This window comes from Alistipes sp. ZOR0009 (assembly GCF_000798815.1).
GTDB lineage: Bacteria > Bacteroidota > Bacteroidia > Bacteroidales > ZOR0009 > Acetobacteroides.
In genome coordinates this window covers 1-19,143 of record NZ_JTLD01000006.1, presented here as the reverse complement: position 1 = coordinate 19,143, position 19,143 = coordinate 1, and the positions used below count along the sequence as shown (strand labels likewise).

Sequence of the window (19,143 nt, the reverse complement as noted above, 5' to 3'; positions counted from 1 at the left end):
ATTTTTGAGAGCCTTAAATATAAAGAATTAACCTCCAAAGTCATCAAACATGATATTTTCTTTTGGCACCCCAAGATCAAATAGCATCTTTTCTACAGCGGCATTCATCATAGGTGGACCGCATAGGTAGTATTCGATATCCTCTGGCGCATCGTGGGTTTTCAAGTAATTTTCAAAAATCACCTGATGGATAAACCCTGTGTAACCCGTCCAGTTATCTTCTGGTTTAGGTTCCGACAACGCAAGGTTGAACTTGAAGTTAGGGAACTCCTTCTCAATTGCATGAAACTCATCTTCGTAAAAGACTTCACGAAGCGAGCGAGCTCCGTACCAGAAGGTAGCCTTCTCCTGATGCTTTTCAGTATGGAATAGGTGGAAAATGTGCGATCGCATAGGAGCCATACCGGCACCACCTCCAATAAACATCTTTTCGTTCTTGGTTTGCTTCAAGAAAAACTCTCCGTAAGGTCCAGAAACGGTAACCTTATCGCCAGGTTTACGCGAAAAAATATACGAAGAGCAAATACCGGGATTGACGTTCATAAATGTCCCTTTGGCACGATCCCATGGCGGAGTTGCAATACGGATGTTAAGCATCACGATATTACCTTCGGCAGGATGGTTAGCCATTGAGTAGGCACGATAGGTTTCCTCCGTGTTCTTTGTCTTCAAATCCCACATCTTAAGGTTGTCCCAATCTTCGTGATACTCCTTCTCGATGTTGAAATCAGAAAAGTCTACATCAAACTTGGGAACATCAATCTGAATATATCCTCCAGATTTAAATTTAAGATTTTCTCCTTCTGGCAATTTCACCACAAACTCCTTGATAAAGGTGGCTACGTTATGGTTAGACACCACCTCGCACTCCCACTTTTTAATACCAAGAACTTCTTCCGGAACTTCAACCTTCATGTCCTCCTTCACCTTCACCTGGCAGGCTAGACGCCACTTTTCCTGCTGCTGCTTACGAGAAAAGAAACCGGTTTCGGTAGGCAATATTTCGCCCCCTCCCTCTAGAATCTGGCACTTACACATACCGCAGGATCCACCACCACCACAGGCTGATGGAAGAAAAATGCCGTTACTTCCAAGTGTAGAAAGTAGGGTTGAACCAGACTCCACGTCTAGCTCCTTTTCACCGTTGATGTCAATTTTCACCGCACCTCCAGGGGTAAGCTTTTGCTTTAAGAAAAGTATTAACCAAACTAAAAGCAAAATCAACGATAGGAAAACGATGACAGCCGTTATGATAAGCGATGTTTGACTAAATAGCAAAATCATCATTCTGTTTTTAAAATTATAACTTAATACCCAAGAAGCTCATAAATGCAATACCCATCAAGCCGGTTACGATAAAGGTTATACCGATACCCTTAAGCGGTGCAGGAACATTAGAGTACTTCATCTTCTCACGAATAGCTGCAAGTGCTACAATGGCCAGAAACCAGCCAATACCAGAACCAGCCGCAAAAGAGGTTGCTTCACCCAACGTGCTGTATTCGCGCTTTTGCATAAATAGCGAACCTCCAAGGATGGCGCAGTTTACAGCAATCAGCGGAAGAAATATACCTAAGTTGGCATATAGAGCAGGAGAAAACTTTTCTACCGCCATCTCCACTATCTGAACGATTGCTGCAATAACTGCAATGAAGATTATAAACGACAGGTAGCTCAGGTCTACGCTGTTAAAATCAGCGCCAAGCCACGAAAGAGCACCTGGTACAAGCACATACTTATTTAAAAGAAAATCAACAGGCACAGTAATCATCATTACAAAGATCACCGCAACACCTAATCCTATCGCCGTCTTTACAGTCTTAGAAACCGCAAGGTAGGAGCACATCCCCAAGAAGAAGGCGAAAATCATGTTGTCGATAAAGATCGACTTGACGAATATACTAAGTAAATTTTCCATACCTCAATCTTATTTCTCTTGTAAATCCTTATTGCGGCTCTTTTGGAACCATATAATACACCCAGCAATAATCAACGCCGCAGGTGGAAGAATCATAAAACCGTTATTGGCGTAGAAACCTCCATTCGCTATATATAGCGACTCCGGAATTATACGAAAGCCGTAGAGGGTTCCCGAACCAAATAGCTCTCGGAAGAAGGCGATTACAACCAGTATCAAACCGTAACCTAAGCCATTCCCTAAACCATCGAGAAACGAAGGCCAAGGTTTGTTACCTAGGGCAAAAGCTTCCAAACGCCCCATGATAATACAGTTGGTAATGATCAGCCCGACAAAAACAGAAAGCTTCTTACTTACATCGTAAACGTAGGCACGAAGAACCTGATCGACCAAAATTACTAGTGCGGCAACCACAACCAGCTGAACGATGATACGAATACGGTTAGGAATACCGTTACGCATCAGAGATATGATTAGGTTGGAGAAGGCTGTTACGACAGTTACCGAAAGCGCCATTACAATGGCAGGCTTAAGCTGGGCCGTTACGGCCAATGCCGAACAAATACCCAGAATTTGGATGGTAACCGGATTATCTCTATCAAGCGGCCCCGTGAGCAGCTTCATGTTTTTTGCTGAAAACAATGATTCTTTTTGGCTCATGGCTTATTTTTTCATTTGAGATTTGAAGAATGCTTGATATGGGCTCAAGCTGTTACTTAGAGCGGCATCCAAACCGTTGCTGGTAAGCGTTCCCCCTGAAATAGCATCTACTCCGTGAGCATCGTTCTTATCTGCACCTCCCTTTATCAGGCGTACAGAGGTAAACTGCTCTCCTTCGAAGATTTTCTTCCCGGCAAACATTGCTTGGAATTGAGCCGTGTTGATTTCAGCACCAAGGCCTGGCGTTTCACCTTCGTGATCGAATACCGCCCCACTTATCGTGTTGAAATCTGATTCGAGAGCAACATACCCCCAGACAGGTCCCCAAAGACCATTACCTCGAATAGGAACAATCGCCTTCGTTTCTCCCTTATCTCCTTTAAAGATAAAGATTGGGAGCTCTCGTTCTGCCTCTGGCTTTTTTTGTTCCGCCTTAAGGTCAACCTTAAAGGCATCAACACCATCAAGTTTTTCGCCCTTACTATTTACAGCGTAAGCGTCTACTATATACTTATGGTAGGAATCAACGATGTACTTATTTTTATTTTTCTGCTGGTCGGCATCAAGTGCTACACCTACCGACTTCAGTATTTGCCACTGCTGCTCGATTGCCACATTAGCCTGCTGCGCAGGTGTTAGTAAAATATTTGCTAAGGTTAGGGCAATGGCAACAAGGATAACCATTATGGCAGAGTAGGTAAAAATGTACGTATTTTTCTCTTTGTTCATGGCTTTTCTTATTTGTTATGCTTTAACCTTGGCGCGTTTCAACCTGCGCTTAATGTTTCCTTCTACGACAAAGTAGTCAATAAGCGGAGCAAATGTATTAAGGAGCAGGATTGCTAGCATCATTCCTTCTGGGTATGCAGGGTTAAATACGCGAATTAACACCGCCATAAAGCCTATAAGGAAACCGTAAATCCATTTACCTCGCTCGGTTTGTGTTCCGGTTACAGGATCAGTGGCCATAAATACGGCACCAAATGCAAATCCCCCCATCACAAAATGGTAGTAAAAAGGAAGGCTCATGTAAGCGTTTAGTTCAAGTGCATTGGCAATAAGCCCCATGGCAGCACCTCCAGCAAAAACGCTAACAATAATTTTCCAGCTACCAACACCGGTAAAAATTAAAATAGCAGCTCCTATGAGAATTGCCAACGTTGATGTTTCTCCGATAGAGCCTGGGATGTACCCCATAAACATATCGTAGAAGCTAGGCAGCTTATCTACCATGTTTGCCTTTGCAACAGCAAGTGGAGTTGCCCCAGAAAAACCGTCGATAATACCTGCAGATTTACCCTCTGTAAGCCCTGCAATCCATACAAAATCGCCAGAAATCTTAGAAGGGTACGCGAAGAACATAAAAGCGCGCGCCAGTAGTGCTGGGTTAAAAATATTCATTCCAGTACCGCCAAAGACCTCTTTACCAAAAATCACAGCAAATGCGGTTGATACCCCAACCATCCAAAGCGGAGCATCAACTGGCATGATGAGCGGAATTAGCATACCCGACACCAGGAAACCTTCATTTACCTCGTGACCTCGTATCTGGGCGGCAATAAACTCAACCCCCAAACCAACACCATACGATACAATCACAATTGGCATTACCTTGATAAATCCAAAGCCAAATAGCTCTAGAAACGACCAAGTTTCAGCCTCACCAATAGCACGGGCATGCTGGTAGCCAACATTCCACATTCCAAAAAGGAGAGCCGGTATAAGCGCAAAAATCACCACAGACATGATACGCTTCAAATCCACCGCATCCCTAATTTGGCTCCCATGAGTGGTTACCTTATTCGGAACAAAGAGGAAAGTCTCAAATGCATCAAACGTTGAACGCAGCTTCTCAAACTTTCCGCCTTTTTCGAAGTTGGGCTTTATTTTATCAATAAAACTTCTTAATGACATCTTAAAAAAGAATTAAGGGTTAATGGATTAGTTCATCTCCTTAATCATCAAATTCAAGCCTTTGCGTACAATTGCCTGAATTTCGATTTTCGAGGGATCAACAAACTCGCAAAGGGCAAAGTCTTCCTCTACAACTTCGTAGATTCCGAGCTTCTCCATTGCATCGATATCCTCGGCAAGAATTGCCTTCAATAGGTGTACGGGGTAGATATCGAATGGGAAAACTTTGGTATACACATCGCTCATCACAAAGGCACGTTCGCCACCATGATAGTTCGTGTCCATCACAAAGTCCTTATTTGGCATTAACCAAGAGAAGAACGAACGAGAAAAGCTAAACTTATTCAACCCGGGCAGAGCCCAACCGAACATTTCGAAATGGTCGCCCTCGGGAATAACCGCTAGCATATTGTCATAGTACCCAATAAAGCCTTCCGAAGAAATGCGAGTACCAGAAAGCACACTTCCGCTTACGTAACGTAAATGCTTACCGGTAGAAACGCCTCCTTCTAAAAGATTTTTTATAGAAGCACCTTGAATAATCTTATAGTAGTGAGGCTTTTTTACCTCAGAGCCAACCGCTGCAATAGTTTTTTGAACATCGTACTTGCCGGTTAACGCAAAGCGACCTATCGCAACCACATGCTGAGGATCAACTGTCCAAACCACCTCACCCTTATTAATTGGCGATACTAGGTTGATTTGTGTACCAACATTTCCTGCAGGGTGAGGCCCCTGAAATAGGTTTACCTCCACGCCATCTACCTTTTCAAAGATAGGCGAAGTGTAGCTTGCATTAAGCCCTAGGTGAACTTTCCCATCTGTCAGCTTCTTGAGCACCTCAATCCCCTTGTAAAAGCCCTCTTCCTCGCCACGTACCAACGTGTCGAAATCGGGAGCTAGAGGCGAAGAGTCGAAACAAGAGATGAAAATAGCCTTTGGCGATACGCTAGGGTTAGCAATAATGCCATAAGGACGTTGCTTTATGAAAGGCCAGCAACCTGCAGCTAGTAGTAGCTCCACTATCTGCTCGCGGTTCTGCGCTAGGATATTGGAGGTATCAGCAACAACATACTCCTGCTCTTCGCTCGGCTTTACAACTACATCTAGCAGTAGCCTACGCTCCCCACGGTTGATTGCTGCAATCTCCCCACTTACAGGTGATGCAAACACAACCTTGGGGTTGTACTTGTCGAAAAACAACGGAGTACCCGCCTTTACCTTATCCCCTACCTTTACAAGCAACTTGGGAGTCAATCCCTGAAAATCAGCAGGCTTAAGGGCATAAGCCTCTGCTAAAGGAGCCTTTGTGACAACTGTTTCAGCCTTTCCAACCAAACGGATATCAAGACCTTTAGTTATCTTATAAACTTTTGACATGCTTGTGTATTTGATTATAATTTATTGTCTAGTAGTAAGCCCTTTCACATAAACAGGCTGCAACCCTTGTGAAAAGGCAAACACAAAGGAAGCAATTTGTTTATAAATTTATGACCTGTTAACCCATTTTTTCTCCTTTTCCATCGGTTTATTCGAGTTTTTTTCAACTATTTTTTGTTTTTAAAGCATTTAAATAATAACATTGCTCAGCGCTAATGCAATAAAGCTCGTTTATTATGAGATTTCTGATAGTAACATCGATCCTCTTTTTTTGTTTCCTATTTCATACCACATTACACGCTCAAAACAGAGTGGAGGTTATTGACCCCGAAATTAAGACGGTGCAAGCCTACACCAACAACGATATACTCACCTACCCTTCCATCTACCTTAACTCTGGCGACCAGATAACCATTGCTTTTGACGACTTGAATAGCAAAGCACCTCGTAACCTAATGTACAAGGTTATACATTGCGACCAAGACTGGGCAGATGAAGGGCTTTTTGCTGCAGATTTTCTTACCGGCTTTCAGGAGCAATACCTATACAACACGGGCTTCTCGAGCAATACATCGATTAGATACGTACACTATAAGCTACAGTTTCCGAACAACGATGTAAGTCCTAAGGTGTCGGGAAACTATATGATCGTAGTTTATAACCCAGACAACCAGGAGCCGTTGCTCAAAGTCGGCTTTCATATTGTTGAGAATTTGGCCAACCTTGCTGGCAGCATCATCATACCGAATGATCGGAACTACGAAACCTCGCAACAGCTAAACCTGCTGCTAAAATATCCGCTTATCAGCTCGGCAAACCCCAATGGCGATTTCAAGATCCGCGTATCGCAAAACTACGAGCAGTACGCCGCCAACCGGCAGCCAACCCCTACTACCTATGGTGTTAGTACGATAAACTACAGCAGAGCCGACCGAAATATATATCCAGCAGGAAATGAATTTAGGACACTTGATATTCGAGACGTGCACTACCTATCGACCAACGCGTCGTCGGTGCGCCAGGTGCAAGGCGAATATTTTATACTACTGCAACCCGACTTAGACCGAGCCTCCACCCCCTACTCCTCGGCCATCGACTATAATGGAAAGATGGTAATAGCGGGCTTAAATGCCACCAATCCGGATACCGAATCTGACTACTACAGCGTTCTATTCTCCCTAAAATCGAACTTTTTAGGCAATCAGTACGACGTATTCCTTGAAGGCGAGCTAACAGGTTGGGGAACATCGAACGTGGGGAAAATGATTTACAACAGCCAAACGGGCTGCTACGAAACCCCTCTTACCCTAAAGCAAGGCTACTACAGCTACCGCTATGTGGTACGAGATGCAAAGGGCGTAGAGCAAGGCGAGCTATCTCCCGAAGGCAACTTTAGCGAAACGGAAAACACCTACCAAGTTGGCGTATACTACAAGAGCATCAGGGACACCTACACCCGTCTTGTGGCTTCGATTACCCTCGAAAAAGATAAAAAGCTAAAGAAATAGGTTGTAAAGAAGCCTTTAAACATTTACCCTCTTTTCAGGTTGATAGATCAGCATGCCGTCGAACTACCGATTGCGCTATAACATCTTAAAACCTGACAGTATGAAACAATTTCTACTACTACTTCCTATTATTTTTGGCGGATTTTTTGCCAACGCACAGCACGAACAAATAAAGCTGAAGTATAGCTACGGCGATTTGGAGCCATTCGTCGACTCTACCACCATGCGAATTCACTACTCCGCGCACCACGCCACCTACGTAAAAAATCTGAATAAAGCATTGGAAGGGCATGCCGACTTAAAGAACATGCCCCTAATCATGCTTCTTAAAAACATCAACTCGCTGCCCCAATCGATACAAATGGCCGTACGCAACAACGGAGGTGGCGTTTACAACCACAACCTCTTTTTTGATGTGCTAACGCCAGCCTCGAATAGCGTAATGCCCAACGAGCTACAAAAGATACTAACCGCGCAGTTTGGAAGCGTGGATCTATTTAAGGCGGAAATGGAAAAGGCAGCCAGCAGCCGCTTTGGGTCGGGCTGGGCTTGGCTGCTGGTACAGCCCAACGGCAAGCTGACGGTTGTATCAACCGCCAATCAGGATGCCCCTTTTATGGATGTTTCGTTTACCGAAGGGCATCCGATATTCAATATCGACGTGTGGGAGCACGCCTACTACCTTAAGTACCAAAACAAGCGTGCCGATTACCTGAAAAGGCTATGGAATGTAGTGGACTGGAAGCAAGTTTACCAGAACTACCTTAGCGCAACAGGCGAATAGGCAGGCAAGAAATAAAAAAAGAGGGACCTTGAGATCCCTCTTTTTTTATGAATGATAGCCCTCTCCTACTTCAGCTCGAAGCGAACCAGAATGGAGTACTCCAGCTTAATCTTTTCGAACTCGATATCGGGCTCAGAGGCCTCGTAAGCCGAGCTTAAGGAGTTGACGCCCCGAACCTGAAGGCCTGCAGCTCGTCCCTCCATGGGGTTGTAGTAGCCGTTGTCCATCTCCTGAATGTAGATTGCCTTGCCAACGGTTTGGCCAATGGCCGCGGTGAGCGCCTTTGCCTTATCCTGCGCCGCTTTAATGGCGTTAACCTTCACCTCCTTCTTATAGTCTAAGAGCTTGCTGTTATCGACCCGCTCGATGGAGATGCCCGAGATGCCGATGGTTTGCAGCTCGGCAAAAACCTTACCGGCGAGCTTGGCATCGCGAACCAGCAGCTGGTACTCCTTGGCAAGCTGTATGTCGGACTTTAGTATCCAGTAGCTTCTGAAGTTGCTCACCAAATCCTTTACCGACAAATCCTTTTTGGTATCAATCCCCAAATCCTTGAGCTTGGCAAGCATTGAGGCTTCGATATCGGCGAGCTTTTTGCCCTTGAAGTTCTTCTCATCGACCTGAATTTTTAGGAAGATCTGATCTGGAGCAACCTCCATTTCGGCCTTTGCGGTAACCTCGATGTAGTTTTGGTCGATGAAGTTCTTTTCGCCAACCTGACCAAAGGCCGAGGCGGAGATGAGGATGGACAGAACTAAAAGTAGATTTTTCATATCTGCTGCTTATTAAATGTTTGTATGCGTTCGATGCTAAGTCCCCATGGGGACGATGTACGCCGCTGGCTACCTGTACGTAGGTGGGTGGCAAGCTGCCGCGGCCACTCGGAGGCTCGCTACCGCCCAAGCTAACGCAAAGGCAGGCCGCAACGGCCAAACGAGGGGTAGCCAAAGGCTGTTGAAAAGTAGCAATTATTTTGCGATGATGGAGCGGCAGCTACCGAAAGAGCCAAAAAGGCATTCGGCCAGCCCGAGCTACGCATCGAGCAACCCGGCAAAGCCGTCGAAGCGCGCGAAGAAGCTACCCTTGCCCCCGAGTGATGCACCCTGCGGCAAAAGTAGCGCTCCCTTCATCGTGGTGAAGCATTCGGGGAGTCCAAGTAGCACTCCCTTCATCGTGGTGGAGCATTCTTGGAGCCCAAGTAGAACTCCCTTCATCGCGGAGAGGCATTCGGGAAGCCAGAGTAGAACTCCCTTCATTGCTGTGAAGGTTTCGGGAAGCAAAAGTAGCGCTCCCTTTATTGCTGTGAAGGTTTCGATGTAGGCTGAGGGGGCATTGATGGTAGCTGGAGCGCAGCAGTAGCTGCTAAGAAAGCATCAAGAAGGGCTGAAAGAGCATCAAGAAGGGCTAGAATGCTAGCAAGAATAGCTGGTAAAGCAACAAGCGTTGCTGGGTTAACATCCATAGCCATGAATTAGAATCAAGCTATGCTAAAGATAGGTCAGGAAGTGCTGAATAGCTGTCAATGATAGCTAGCAAATAGCTGGTAGCTGCTGAAAGTAATTCAGGAAGAGCTAAATGGTTGTCAGGAAGAGCTGAAAAGGTAACCAGAGGTGCGAGGGAGGGTTTGGTTGGTGGCTAGAGGGTGACGGGCGGTAGGGAAAAACTACCGGGAGGTGTGGCTGGGGCATCGGGCGGTAAGGAAAGGCTATCGGGAGGTGTGGTTGGGACATCGGGCAATACGGCAGTGCTATCGGGAGGTACGGCTGGGGCATCGGGTGATACAGCGGTGCTATCGGGAGGTGCGGTTGGGCTGGGAAGCGGTAGGCAAAACAGAGCGAGGCGGCTGAGAAAAACGCTGAGGGATGCAAGAGGGAGCATCCACCACTGAAAAAAGAAGATGAGTACGGTGGGTGAACTTATGAGCGGTAGGTAGAGCGTGGTGAGGCGGATGAGAAGGGTGGTGAGGAACGCAAGAAGGAGCATCCACCACCAAAAAAAGAAGATGGTGGCGGTGGGTGAACTTATGAGCGGTAGGGAAAGCGTGGTGAGGCGGCTGAGAAGAATGGTTAGGAATGCAAGAGGGAGCATCCACCACTAAAAAAGGAAAACGGTGGCGGTGGGTGAACTTATGAGCGGTAGGTAGAGCGTGGTGAGGCGGATGAGAAGGGTGGCGAGGGCTGCAAGAGGGAGCATCCACCACCAAAAAAAGAAGACGAGTACGGTGGGTGAACTTATGAGCGGTAGGCGAAACGTGGAGATATGTCTGAGAAGGGTGGCGAGGGATGCAAGAGGGAGCATCCACCACCAAAAAAAGAAGATGGCGGCGATGGCTGGGCTGGTGAGCGAGCAGGGAAGCGCGGGCGCTGGGGCGGGGAGCTACTCGGGCTTCCTTTTGGAGCGGTGGGTGTAGCCGTTGGCCCTTAGCGCGGTGAGGAAGATGAAGCTCTCCTGCAGCTCCTTGTTGCCGACCAGGTAGGTGGAGGCGAGCTTGCAGATGGAGATGACCTCGTCGTAGATGGCGTTTAGGGCGCTGACGTTGGCGTGGCTGGTGGTTTTGCGGCCGACCTTGAGGGACTCCTGGAGGGCGTTGGCGTCGAGCAGCTGCTGGGCGTACTGGCCGAGGTGCTCGATGGCGGCGGGGTTGGTGCCTGCGGCGATGAGCTCGAGCTGAATGTCGGGGGTTAGGTTGCGCTGGATGGCGAGCAGCGCCTGGGTGTAGGCGACCTGGGTGGGGTTTTTGGCCTTGAGGTTGTCGAATCCGAGGAGGTTGAGCAGGTAGTCGCGGCGGGTGGGGTCCTTTCGGAAGTCGACCTCGATCTCCTGCTTGAGCTGCATCAGGGCGCGGCGGGCCAGGGTGAGGGTGGCGTTGACCTTGGAGGTGGCCTCCTTGAGCTTGGCGAGGGAGTCGGAGCCGATGTTCTCGTCGAACGACGTGAAGATGCGGGCGCGGAGATCGGCAAAGTAGGGCGCCTTCCAGGAGGGCCGGTGGGCGACGAGCTGCTGCTCGTGCTCGAGGCAGCGGTCGGCAATGTAGATGCAGCTTAGGAGCATCAGCACATCGCCATATCCATAAATTCTACCATTCATACGCTGTAATTGACGTTAGTAAAAGTTACGATGCCAAAGTAACGGGAGTTCGGGCGAGGAGCGCGAGCGAAAAGCGGGCATCGCAGGCCCCGGCGTGGGCGGGAAACGGCGTTTGGCAACCGCAAACCGCAGGGTAAAAGGCGGCGCCAAGGCTGATGATTCTCCGACCATCGGGAGGATGAGAGGCCGCGCGTAGGCCACGAGGCACCTCCATCGAACTCTGGTTAAATATAAAAATAAAGTTAACGCGGTGGGCCGTTGGATGGTATAAAAATTGGGGGTGGGCGGCGATTTGGGGGTTAGAGGTGGCTGGAGGAGGGAAATGGGGAGCGGCGGAGGCGTGGGTGGGCGCCTTTCAATATCCACCAAAAAGCGTAGCTTTGCGGGCAAAATAAGAATCGCCATGTCTAAGGAGCTAAAGCATACGCCGCAAACGGGCAAGAAGCTATCGCGCAACCAGCAAATGTTTAACGGGCTAACCCTCCGCATAGAGTCGTTGAAGGAGGAGCTGGCCAGCGAGCAGGATAAGCTGGAGCGGCTGGGCGAGCTGTATGCGCGCGAGGTGGCGCCGATGCACGTGCGCATTGCCGAGACGCGCTACGCGGTGGCCAAGGCGCTGGCAAGGGCGTCGGAGCGGATTGGCTTTCAGCGGAGGGTGCAGGAGGATATTACGCGCACCATTGTGGAGCTGTGCAGCGAGGCGTTTGCCGTGCTAGAGCCCGATGGCGAGATGGAGGATTTTTATAACCGCTGGGCGCGTCAGTCGTACCGCGAGGAGCAGAATGAGCAGCTGTACCGGGCCAAGGAGATGTTTGCGGATATGATGCGAGACCGCTACGACATGGATATTGACGTGGAGGACATCGAGGACTCGACCGAAGGGTTTGCGCAGTTTAGGCAGCGCATCAGGCAGCAGCAGGAGCAGGAACGGAAGGATTTCTGGAAGCAGAGCGCCGCCCAAAGCCAGAAGCAGAAGGCCAAGGAGGCGGCGGCTAAGGCCGAGGAGGAGCTTAGACGTAAGGGCATCCGCAGCGTGTACATTGCGCTGGCCAAGGTGCTGCATCCGGATGGCGAGAATGACGCCACCCTAAAGGCCGAGAAGGAGGAGCTGATGAAGCGCGTTACCGCGGCCTACGAGGAGCAGGACCTGCAGACGCTGCTGAAGCTGGAGCTGGAGTGGGTTCATAAGACCACCGAAAACCTAGATAGGCAAACCGACGATAAGCTGAAGGTGTACCTGGCGGTGCTGAGGCAGCAGGTGTCGGAGCTGGAGGCGCAGAAGCTGGAGCTGGTGCACGCACCCCGCTTTGCGCAGGTATCGCCCTACGCCAACATGCCCCAAAATATAGCCACCAGCCGCATACTACGCGATAAGAAAGACCTGAAGCAGTATAACAACGACCTTAACGGCGTGATATCGGCCCTGCGTACGCCTGGGGCCAAGAGCTACCTGCTGGACTTTGTGGAGTACTACATGGAGCGCATCGAGAAAAAGGAGCAGGACGACCAGTACTGGAACCTATAGCCCACCTGAGCGGCCATCCTGAAGGGTGAGGCCGCCACCTATCCCCCATCCTACCCGTTGACCATTCGGTTTTGCCACCCCTTTTGGGTGCTGGCAAAAAAATTTCGTGCTTTTACCTAAAAAAAGTTCCACACGACTCAACCTTTTAACGTTTCTTAGGTTTAAGAAGAAAAAAGAAACCCTATGAGCGTACTAGTAAATAAGCAATCGAGAGTTGTTGTACAAGGTATAACTGGAAGTGAGGGGACATTCCACGCAACACAGATGATAGAGTACGGGACCAACGTAGTTGGCGGCGTTACCCCTGGAAAGGGAGGGACAACCTACCTCGATCGTCCGGTATTTAATACCATGGAGGAGGCTGTAACGGCAACCGGAGCTGACGTATCGGTAATTTTTGTACCAGCAGCCTTTGCGGCAGATGCCATACTGGAGGCTGCCAACGCGGGCATAAAGCTGGTGGTTTGCATCACCGAAGGTATCCCTGTAGAAGATATGATAACGGTAAAGGCGATCCTAAAAGATAAGCCTACCCGCCTTGTAGGGCCCAACTGTCCGGGCGTTATTACCCCAGATGAGTGTAAGGTGGGCATTATGCCGGGGTTTATCCATAAGAAGGGGCGCGTGGGAATCATCTCAAAGTCGGGAACGCTAACCTACGAGGCCGTTTACCAGCTAACCAACGAGGGGCTTGGGCAGTCGTCGTGCATAGGCATTGGGGGAGATCCGATTATTGGCACCTCGACGCTAGATGCCGTTAAGCTGTTTATGGAGGATCCGGACACCGACGCCATAGTGATGATTGGTGAAATTGGAGGAACCATGGAGGCCGATGCCGCCTACTGGATTAAGGAGCATGGAACCAAACCCGTTGTAGGCTTTATTGCAGGACAAACAGCACCTAAAGGGCGTAGGATGGGCCATGCAGGGGCCATTGTTGGTGGAGCTGAAGATACAGCGGCTGCAAAAATGAAGATACTTAGAGAATGCGGCGTGCATGTGGTAGAATCGCCAGCAGACATAGGAGCTACCGTAAAAAAAGTATTATAAAGGTTTATTCATAAACTACATTGTCTAGAAACCGGATTCCTCGTGATGAGATATCCGGTTTCGTTTTTATGCAAGGTAATCTGACTAGATTAACGATGGGAATGAATGCTCCTTGGAGTAGCGAAGCATCTGCTCGAGGTAGCCTTCGGAGTAGGATACCTTAACATCGACAATATCCTGATCGCTGTAAACAGGGATGTAAACAGGATTAATAAAACCGCTATAAGGAGCCAATCCGAGCTTTTTGTAGCGCTCCAAAACCTCCTTATGCAGGTCGAAGTCGAGCTTAACGGCGTAGGTTTCGACCAAAGAACGGGCAGCGTCGTAGTCGCCAGTTGACTTTACGCGCTGAATTTCGCGAAGCAGCTCGCCAAATAGCTCGCGGAGCTTGTCAAAGTGGTTTACCACCACGTAGGTTTTGCCGTTGCGAACAACGTACTCGATAACGGCGTTGCCCCTACCCTTTTCGAAGCACCACGAGGCAATTAGCTTGCGGTTGCGCATGTGGGCCTCCTCGACATTTTTGCCCAGCTCGATGCGAACCATCTGCGTTAGCAGCCCATTACGGATATAGTCGATGTAAAGAGCTTTGGCCACATCGAGAGAAGGGATAAGGCCGAGCTGAACCATCTTGGGGTCCATCATGTAGTAAAGAGCGTAGAGGTCGGCGCGAGCCTCCTCGATAGTAGAGCCGTAGCTTTTAAGCTCGTCGCCATTAACCCCTGGGGCCAGCTGTCCGCTGCCGTGGCCAAGGCATTCGTGCATATCGGTGTGGAGCGAATCGGCAAGGAAGCCATGCGTACGTTCGAGCTCGATTTCGTAATCGGAAGCGGCAAACTCCTCGAGGAAGCCCGTTCCGTGAGCCGCCTGATCGTAGGCGTAGGCGATGTTATCGATAGTGACCGACTTTGAGCCATGAGCTTTGCGAATCCAATCGGCGTTGGGTAGGTTTATCCCTATTGGGGTGGCCGGGAAGCAGTCGCCAGCCAAGAAGGCGGCGTTTATTACCTTTGCGCTAACGCCCTTCACCTGCTTCTTCTTAAACTGGGCATCGACAGGGGAGCTATCCTCGAACCACTGCGCGTTGCTGCTTATGATGATGGTGCGCTCGGTAGCTTGGTCGTTACGGAAGTTTACGTGCGACTCCCAGGTGGCCTTATAGCCGAGCGGGTCGTTGTAGTTTTCGATAAAGCCGTTTATAAAGTCGACCTTAGAAGCGAGATCCTTTACCCACTCGATGCTGTACTCGTCGAAATACTCAAGGTTTCCGGTGGTATAGTAGGAGATTAGGAACTCGATGGAGCTACGCTGCTGGTCGTTTTCGGCAACATCGAGCGACTTTCGGAGCCAGTAGACAATTTCGTTAATTGCCTCGCCGTACTTTCCATCCATCTTCCATACCTCTTCGACCAGCACGCCATCCTTCTTGGTTAGCGTGGAGTTGAGCCCATAGGATAGCGGCGTTTCGTTGTCGGCGGCGAACATCTTTCCGTAAAACTCCTCGGCCTCCTTTTGCGTAACCCCCTCGTAGAATGTGGTGCAGGAGCCTAGGACCATATCCTCTTCGGGATTGGAGCAAACCCGGTATCGGTTAAGGTCGGGATTAAAGATGGGCTCCTCTAGCCTATCGAGAATATCTTTTACCGCAGCAAAATGCGGCATAAAGGCTTTTATGGGGGTGTTCTCTAAGAGATGCGTGAAGTAGTGGCGAGAAAATTCGGGAACGAACTTCTCGTTGGAGTAGTGATGGTGCACTCCGTTAGCAAACCACACGCGCTTTAGGTAGCTGACAAACTTTCCAAAGTCGCTGGTGCTTCGATCGCCGGCATACTCCTCGTAGATTGCCTCTAGGACAAAGCGAATGGCCAAGTTGTGCCGGTAGTTCTGGTCGAAAAAGATGTCGCGCCCAGCCACAGCAGCCTGAGAAAGGAAGTAGATAAGCTTCTTTTGCTTTAGGGAGAGCTCGTCGAAACCGGGAACCTGATATCTTAAAACGCGTAGATCGGCAAACTGATCGACCTTCCATTCAAAATTTTTCATTGTACAAATTTTAGTAGTTGCTAACCTTAAAGTCTTTCCTTTTCTTTTGCTCTTTAGGCATCCGGAAGTCGATGGTTTGCTTAAGCACCCAAACGCCGTCTTCGAGCTTAAATCCATCTTGGGAACCGTCGGGGCCGAAGAACTGCAGGTCGGTACCATTGCCCTCGGTGTTTACCAAGTGATCGAATACAATATACTTAATATCGGGGAAATATTTCAAGGTCATGCTTACGCGTGCCGAATATTCGAAGATTACACGGCAGGCCTTACGGCGCCCGTCGAAAAAGAGCGGTGCGCCAAAACGGATGCCGCTAGTTCGGAACTGGAGCACATCGGCCACCTTACGGGTTGTAAAGAGGTTGTTGTAGGAGTTTCCAAGCAGCATGTAGTAGGTTGTTCCGTCGCTTTTAAAAGGTACAATCTGATAGTAAAGCGCGCCATACCACGTATCGGGTGTTAGCCTATCAAAATTAGGGTTCTTTACCTCATCTCGCCTATCAGCCAATGGCGTCACCTCGAGCTTGCCATCCTTTTCGCGCTGGATGTAGCCAAAGTGCCTGCACGAGCCATCGCGGTAGATGATGTTGTAGCAGTAAATTCGAAAGGCACCATCGGGAGATTCGATCACCCCGAGGTTGGCGATATCCTTAAAATTAAAGTTGGCGGGAACCTTAGCTTTAAGCAGCTCCACAAATTTTGGAGTCAGCGCATCGGCAATGGAATCTTTTAGCCGATCACTTTTTTCGGAAAATAAAGACTTAAACTGGTTAACCAGCAACGAATCTTGACCGAATGCCGTACCTGTAACCAGCATGGCCATTAGCAAAAGCATTTTCCTCTTGATCATACTACAATTTATAAGTGCTACTTACTCAAGTTCGGGTTCTCTTCAAGAAAGCGTTCGATTATTAGGTCGGACCGCTTTACAGCTTTCATGAGCCATTTTAGGAGCAAATCGTAATGCTCCTCTTCGGGCAGCTGCCAAGCCACATTAGACCCATCGAGCTTATGCCGGAGCGTATGAATGGTCATAGCAGCGGCCACCGAGATGTTGAAGCTTTCGGTGAAACCTAGCATGGGGATATACAGGAACTCGTCGGCCTGCGAAAGCAACGTTTGGGATATTCCGTTATGCTCGTTGCCAAAAAAGATGGCGCACTTGCCCTTCTCCACGTCGAAATCGTCGAGAGCCACCCCATTGACATGAGGCGAGGTTGCAACAATCCGGTACCCCTGAGCCCTGAGGCTATCAATGGCATCCTGCGTGGGGTTGCTAGAATCGCTATAACGCTGAAGCGTTAGCCACTTATCGGAACCTCTAACCACATCCCTGTTGATTAGGAAGCTGTTATTCCCCTCCACAATATGAATATCCTGCAACCCGAAAGCTTCGGCGCTACGAAGCACCGCCGAGGCGTTCTGCGACTGGTATATATCCTCCAAACAAACGGTAATGTGCCTTGTGCGGTTAGAGAGCACCCTCTTTATGAGCTCCGATCGCTCTTCGAGAAGGAAGGTGCAAAGGTGGTCGACTAAATATCTTTGAACGGTAATGCTATAATCCATCAGAAATCAATTTACCTTCCAAAGATAGCTATAAAGGGATGCAACAAAAAAGGGTGCCCAAGCACCCTAATCTCAAAATTAATTAATCGTATTCTTTAAGCCAACACCAGGTTTAAACTTTACGTACTTCTTCGCAGCACATTTCATAACCTGACCACTACGAGGGTTACGCACGTTACGCTCTCCCCTTTCCATTACATCAAACGTTCCAAAACCAACAATACCAATACAATCGCCCCCTTTTAGTGCACCTGTAGCTACGCTTACAAATGCGTCCAAAGCTTTCTTTACGTCGGCCTTAGATAAATTAGCCTTTTGAGCCATTGCATCCACTAGTTCTGATTTTTTCATAGTCTCATTTTTTGGTTAAAACTTATAATTGCAAATCTGAAAAATCGATAGAACGCCAATTATGCCCGCAGGACAAGTGTTAACATACACTTTCAAGTGCTAAAATACGAAAACAAAATACAAAAACACATCTTATAGCACTTTTTTTTTGAAAAACAATAGACAACTCATATTGCAGGAAATAAAAATGGCAGTACTTTTGTGCCCGGAGAGGTGGCAGAGTGGTCGATTGCGGCGGTCTTGAAAACCGTTGAGGGTCAAACCTCCGGGGGTTCGAATCCCTCCCTCTCCGCTCAAAGATTTGAGAGATCAATCAAAAAAATCTAACAAGCCCTACAAGTTCACAACTTGTAGGGCTTTGTTTTTTTTATAAAAAGAACAATTTATCAAGTTTATCAAGGAGAAAGACACCCCTTCTGACACCTTCATAACGTAGCTAAGACTGAATCCATAAAGGCCCTTCTTACTAATCACTCTACCCCCTTTGGGTAAGAGAATTGCCCTATATGTACATAAAATACGAGGAAATGGGAGAATAAAAAGGGCAACCCCATAATGGAGGGTTGCCCTTTTCTTTTACCTTACTATTCGGTCTGCTACCACCAAATGGTATATATGGCAATTAGCACAACCACAATGATAGCGGCGGCTACCTTAAAGCCTCGAGTGGTGTTAAAGAGCTCCGGCGAGAGCTCAATAGCCTTACCGGTTTCCTTGGTACGCTCCACCATCGCGCTAGCAACCATCACCAGCACGCAGAGGATGAATACCAACCCCATGCGATCCATAAATGGAAGCTCGGGGAGCAGCCACTTCATCAGCAGCGAGAAGACGAAGGTTCCGATGGCCGCCAGCAGCGCTCCGTTGGCCGTGGCCCTCTTCCAGAAGAAGCCCAGCAGGAAGATCGCCAGCGCTCCGGGGCTTACAAAGCCGGTAAACTCCTGGATAAACTGGAAGGCCTGGTCGAGGTTTTGCAGCATGATGGCTATTGGGAAGGCCACCAGCAGCGCTACCGCCGCCGAGATGCGGCCCACCCGTACCAGCTTGGCCTGCGAGGCCTGCCTATTCACGTACGACTGGTAGATGTCCATGGTAAAGATGGTGGAGATGCTGTTGAGCATGCCGGCCACGGCACCCACAATGGCGGCAACCAGCGCCGCAAAGGCTAAGCCCTTAATCCCGGTAGGAACAATATGGTAGAGCAGCCAGGGGTACGCCTCGTCCGATTTGGCGATGTCGGCGTTCAGCGCAAAGGCAACGATGCCCGGAATTACCACAATAAGTGGCAGCAGCAGCTTCAGGAAGCCGGCGAATACCAGCCCCTTTTGCGCCTCGGCCACGCTCTTGGCCGCCAGCGCCC

The 19,143-nt window shown here is 48.8% G+C and carries 19 protein-coding genes and 1 tRNA gene; 6 read left to right on the top strand and 14 right to left on the bottom strand.

Annotated elements, in window-relative coordinates; translation table 11 throughout:
- Positions 1-27: 27 nt before the first annotated feature.
- From nqrF to L990_RS02475, 6 genes are read right to left on the bottom strand one after another with little or no spacing between them, the layout of a single operon-like run.
- Positions 28-1,284 (bottom strand): NADH:ubiquinone reductase (Na(+)-transporting) subunit F, encoded by a 1,257-nt coding sequence (nqrF, locus tag L990_RS02500; RefSeq protein WP_047445229.1) that lies wholly within the window; start codon positions 1,282-1,284, stop codon positions 28-30.
- Positions 1,285-1,300: 16 nt separating this feature from the next.
- The gene (gene nqrE, locus L990_RS02495; protein ID WP_047445199.1) at positions 1,301-1,918 is read right to left on the bottom strand and encodes an NADH:ubiquinone reductase (Na(+)-transporting) subunit E; all 618 of its coding nucleotides are present in this window, start codon (positions 1,916-1,918) and stop codon (positions 1,301-1,303) included.
- Positions 1,919-1,927: 9 nt separating this feature from the next.
- Entirely contained in the window at positions 1,928-2,578 is a 651-nt protein-coding gene (locus L990_RS02490; protein ID WP_047445197.1) for an NADH:ubiquinone reductase (Na(+)-transporting) subunit D, read from the bottom strand.
- A 3-nt stretch (positions 2,579-2,581) separates the two neighbouring features.
- Complete coding sequence (gene nqrC, locus L990_RS02485; RefSeq protein ID WP_047445195.1) at positions 2,582-3,307, bottom strand: NADH:ubiquinone reductase (Na(+)-transporting) subunit C; 726 nt, start codon at positions 3,305-3,307, stop codon at positions 2,582-2,584.
- Between the two features lie 15 nt (positions 3,308-3,322).
- Positions 3,323-4,492, bottom strand: coding sequence for an NADH:ubiquinone reductase (Na(+)-transporting) subunit B (locus tag L990_RS02480; protein WP_047445193.1), 1,170 nt, complete (start codon positions 4,490-4,492; stop codon positions 3,323-3,325).
- Between the two features lie 27 nt (positions 4,493-4,519).
- Entirely contained in the window at positions 4,520-5,872 is a 1,353-nt protein-coding gene (locus L990_RS02475) for a Na(+)-translocating NADH-quinone reductase subunit A (protein WP_047445191.1), read from the bottom strand.
- A gap of 236 nt (positions 5,873-6,108) precedes the next feature.
- Here L990_RS02475 and L990_RS02470 point away from each other — a divergent pair, with 236 nt between their 5' ends.
- Entirely contained in the window at positions 6,109-7,380 is a 1,272-nt protein-coding gene (locus tag L990_RS02470; RefSeq protein ID WP_047445188.1) for a type IX secretion system plug protein domain-containing protein, read from the top strand.
- A 100-nt stretch (positions 7,381-7,480) separates the two neighbouring features.
- A complete protein-coding gene (locus tag L990_RS02465; protein WP_081981574.1) occupies positions 7,481-8,164 on the top strand; it encodes a superoxide dismutase in 684 nt (227 codons plus the stop codon).
- 65 nt (positions 8,165-8,229) lie between these two features.
- Here L990_RS02465 and L990_RS02460 read toward each other — a convergent pair whose 3' ends face one another.
- The gene (locus tag L990_RS02460) at positions 8,230-8,937 is read right to left on the bottom strand and encodes an SIMPL domain-containing protein (protein ID WP_047445186.1); all 708 of its coding nucleotides are present in this window, start codon (positions 8,935-8,937) and stop codon (positions 8,230-8,232) included.
- Between the two features lie 258 nt (positions 8,938-9,195).
- Positions 9,196-9,420: a hypothetical protein gene (locus L990_RS02455; RefSeq protein WP_047445184.1), complete on the bottom strand. Its 225-nt coding sequence runs from the start codon at positions 9,418-9,420 to the stop codon at positions 9,196-9,198.
- 419 nt (positions 9,421-9,839) lie between these two features.
- Here L990_RS02455 and L990_RS02450 point away from each other — a divergent pair, with 419 nt between their 5' ends.
- The gene (locus tag L990_RS02450; RefSeq protein WP_156121287.1) at positions 9,840-10,052 is read left to right on the top strand and encodes a hypothetical protein; all 213 of its coding nucleotides are present in this window, start codon (positions 9,840-9,842) and stop codon (positions 10,050-10,052) included.
- Between the two features lie 488 nt (positions 10,053-10,540).
- Here the strand turns inward: L990_RS02450 and L990_RS19815 are convergent, their stop codons facing one another.
- Positions 10,541-11,251 (bottom strand): hypothetical protein, encoded by a 711-nt coding sequence (locus L990_RS19815; protein WP_047445180.1) that lies wholly within the window; start codon positions 11,249-11,251, stop codon positions 10,541-10,543.
- A gap of 280 nt (positions 11,252-11,531) precedes the next feature.
- Here L990_RS19815 and L990_RS02435 point away from each other — a divergent pair, with 280 nt between their 5' ends.
- Both L990_RS02435 and sucD read left to right on the top strand, forming a co-directional pair.
- Positions 11,532-12,776, top strand: a complete 1,245-nt coding sequence (locus L990_RS02435; RefSeq protein ID WP_156121286.1) for a hypothetical protein — start codon at positions 11,532-11,534, stop codon at positions 12,774-12,776.
- 183 nt (positions 12,777-12,959) lie between these two features.
- Complete coding sequence (gene sucD, locus L990_RS02430) at positions 12,960-13,826, top strand: succinate--CoA ligase subunit alpha (protein WP_047445174.1); 867 nt, start codon at positions 12,960-12,962, stop codon at positions 13,824-13,826.
- A gap of 84 nt (positions 13,827-13,910) precedes the next feature.
- Here the strand turns inward: sucD and L990_RS02425 are convergent, their stop codons facing one another.
- From L990_RS02425 to L990_RS02410, 4 genes are all read right to left on the bottom strand, one after another.
- Positions 13,911-15,866, bottom strand: a complete 1,956-nt coding sequence (locus tag L990_RS02425; protein WP_047445172.1) for a dipeptidyl-peptidase 3 family protein — start codon at positions 15,864-15,866, stop codon at positions 13,911-13,913.
- A gap of 10 nt (positions 15,867-15,876) precedes the next feature.
- Positions 15,877-16,713 (bottom strand): hypothetical protein, encoded by an 837-nt coding sequence (locus tag L990_RS02420; RefSeq protein ID WP_047445170.1) that lies wholly within the window; start codon positions 16,711-16,713, stop codon positions 15,877-15,879.
- A gap of 17 nt (positions 16,714-16,730) precedes the next feature.
- On the bottom strand, positions 16,731-17,432 hold the full coding sequence (locus L990_RS02415) for a TrmH family RNA methyltransferase (RefSeq protein ID WP_047445168.1): 702 nt from the start codon (positions 17,430-17,432) through the stop codon (positions 16,731-16,733).
- A gap of 78 nt (positions 17,433-17,510) precedes the next feature.
- A complete protein-coding gene (locus tag L990_RS02410; protein ID WP_047445166.1) occupies positions 17,511-17,783 on the bottom strand; it encodes an HU family DNA-binding protein in 273 nt (90 codons plus the stop codon).
- A 207-nt stretch (positions 17,784-17,990) separates the two neighbouring features.
- Here L990_RS02410 and L990_RS02405 point away from each other — a divergent pair.
- Positions 17,991-18,075: transfer RNA gene (locus tag L990_RS02405), tRNA-Ser, on the top strand.
- 304 nt (positions 18,076-18,379) lie between these two features.
- Here L990_RS02405 and L990_RS02400 read toward each other — a convergent pair.
- Positions 18,380-19,143 (bottom strand): sodium:solute symporter family transporter (locus L990_RS02400; RefSeq protein ID WP_047445164.1); only part of this gene is annotated, 764 nt, incomplete at its 5' end.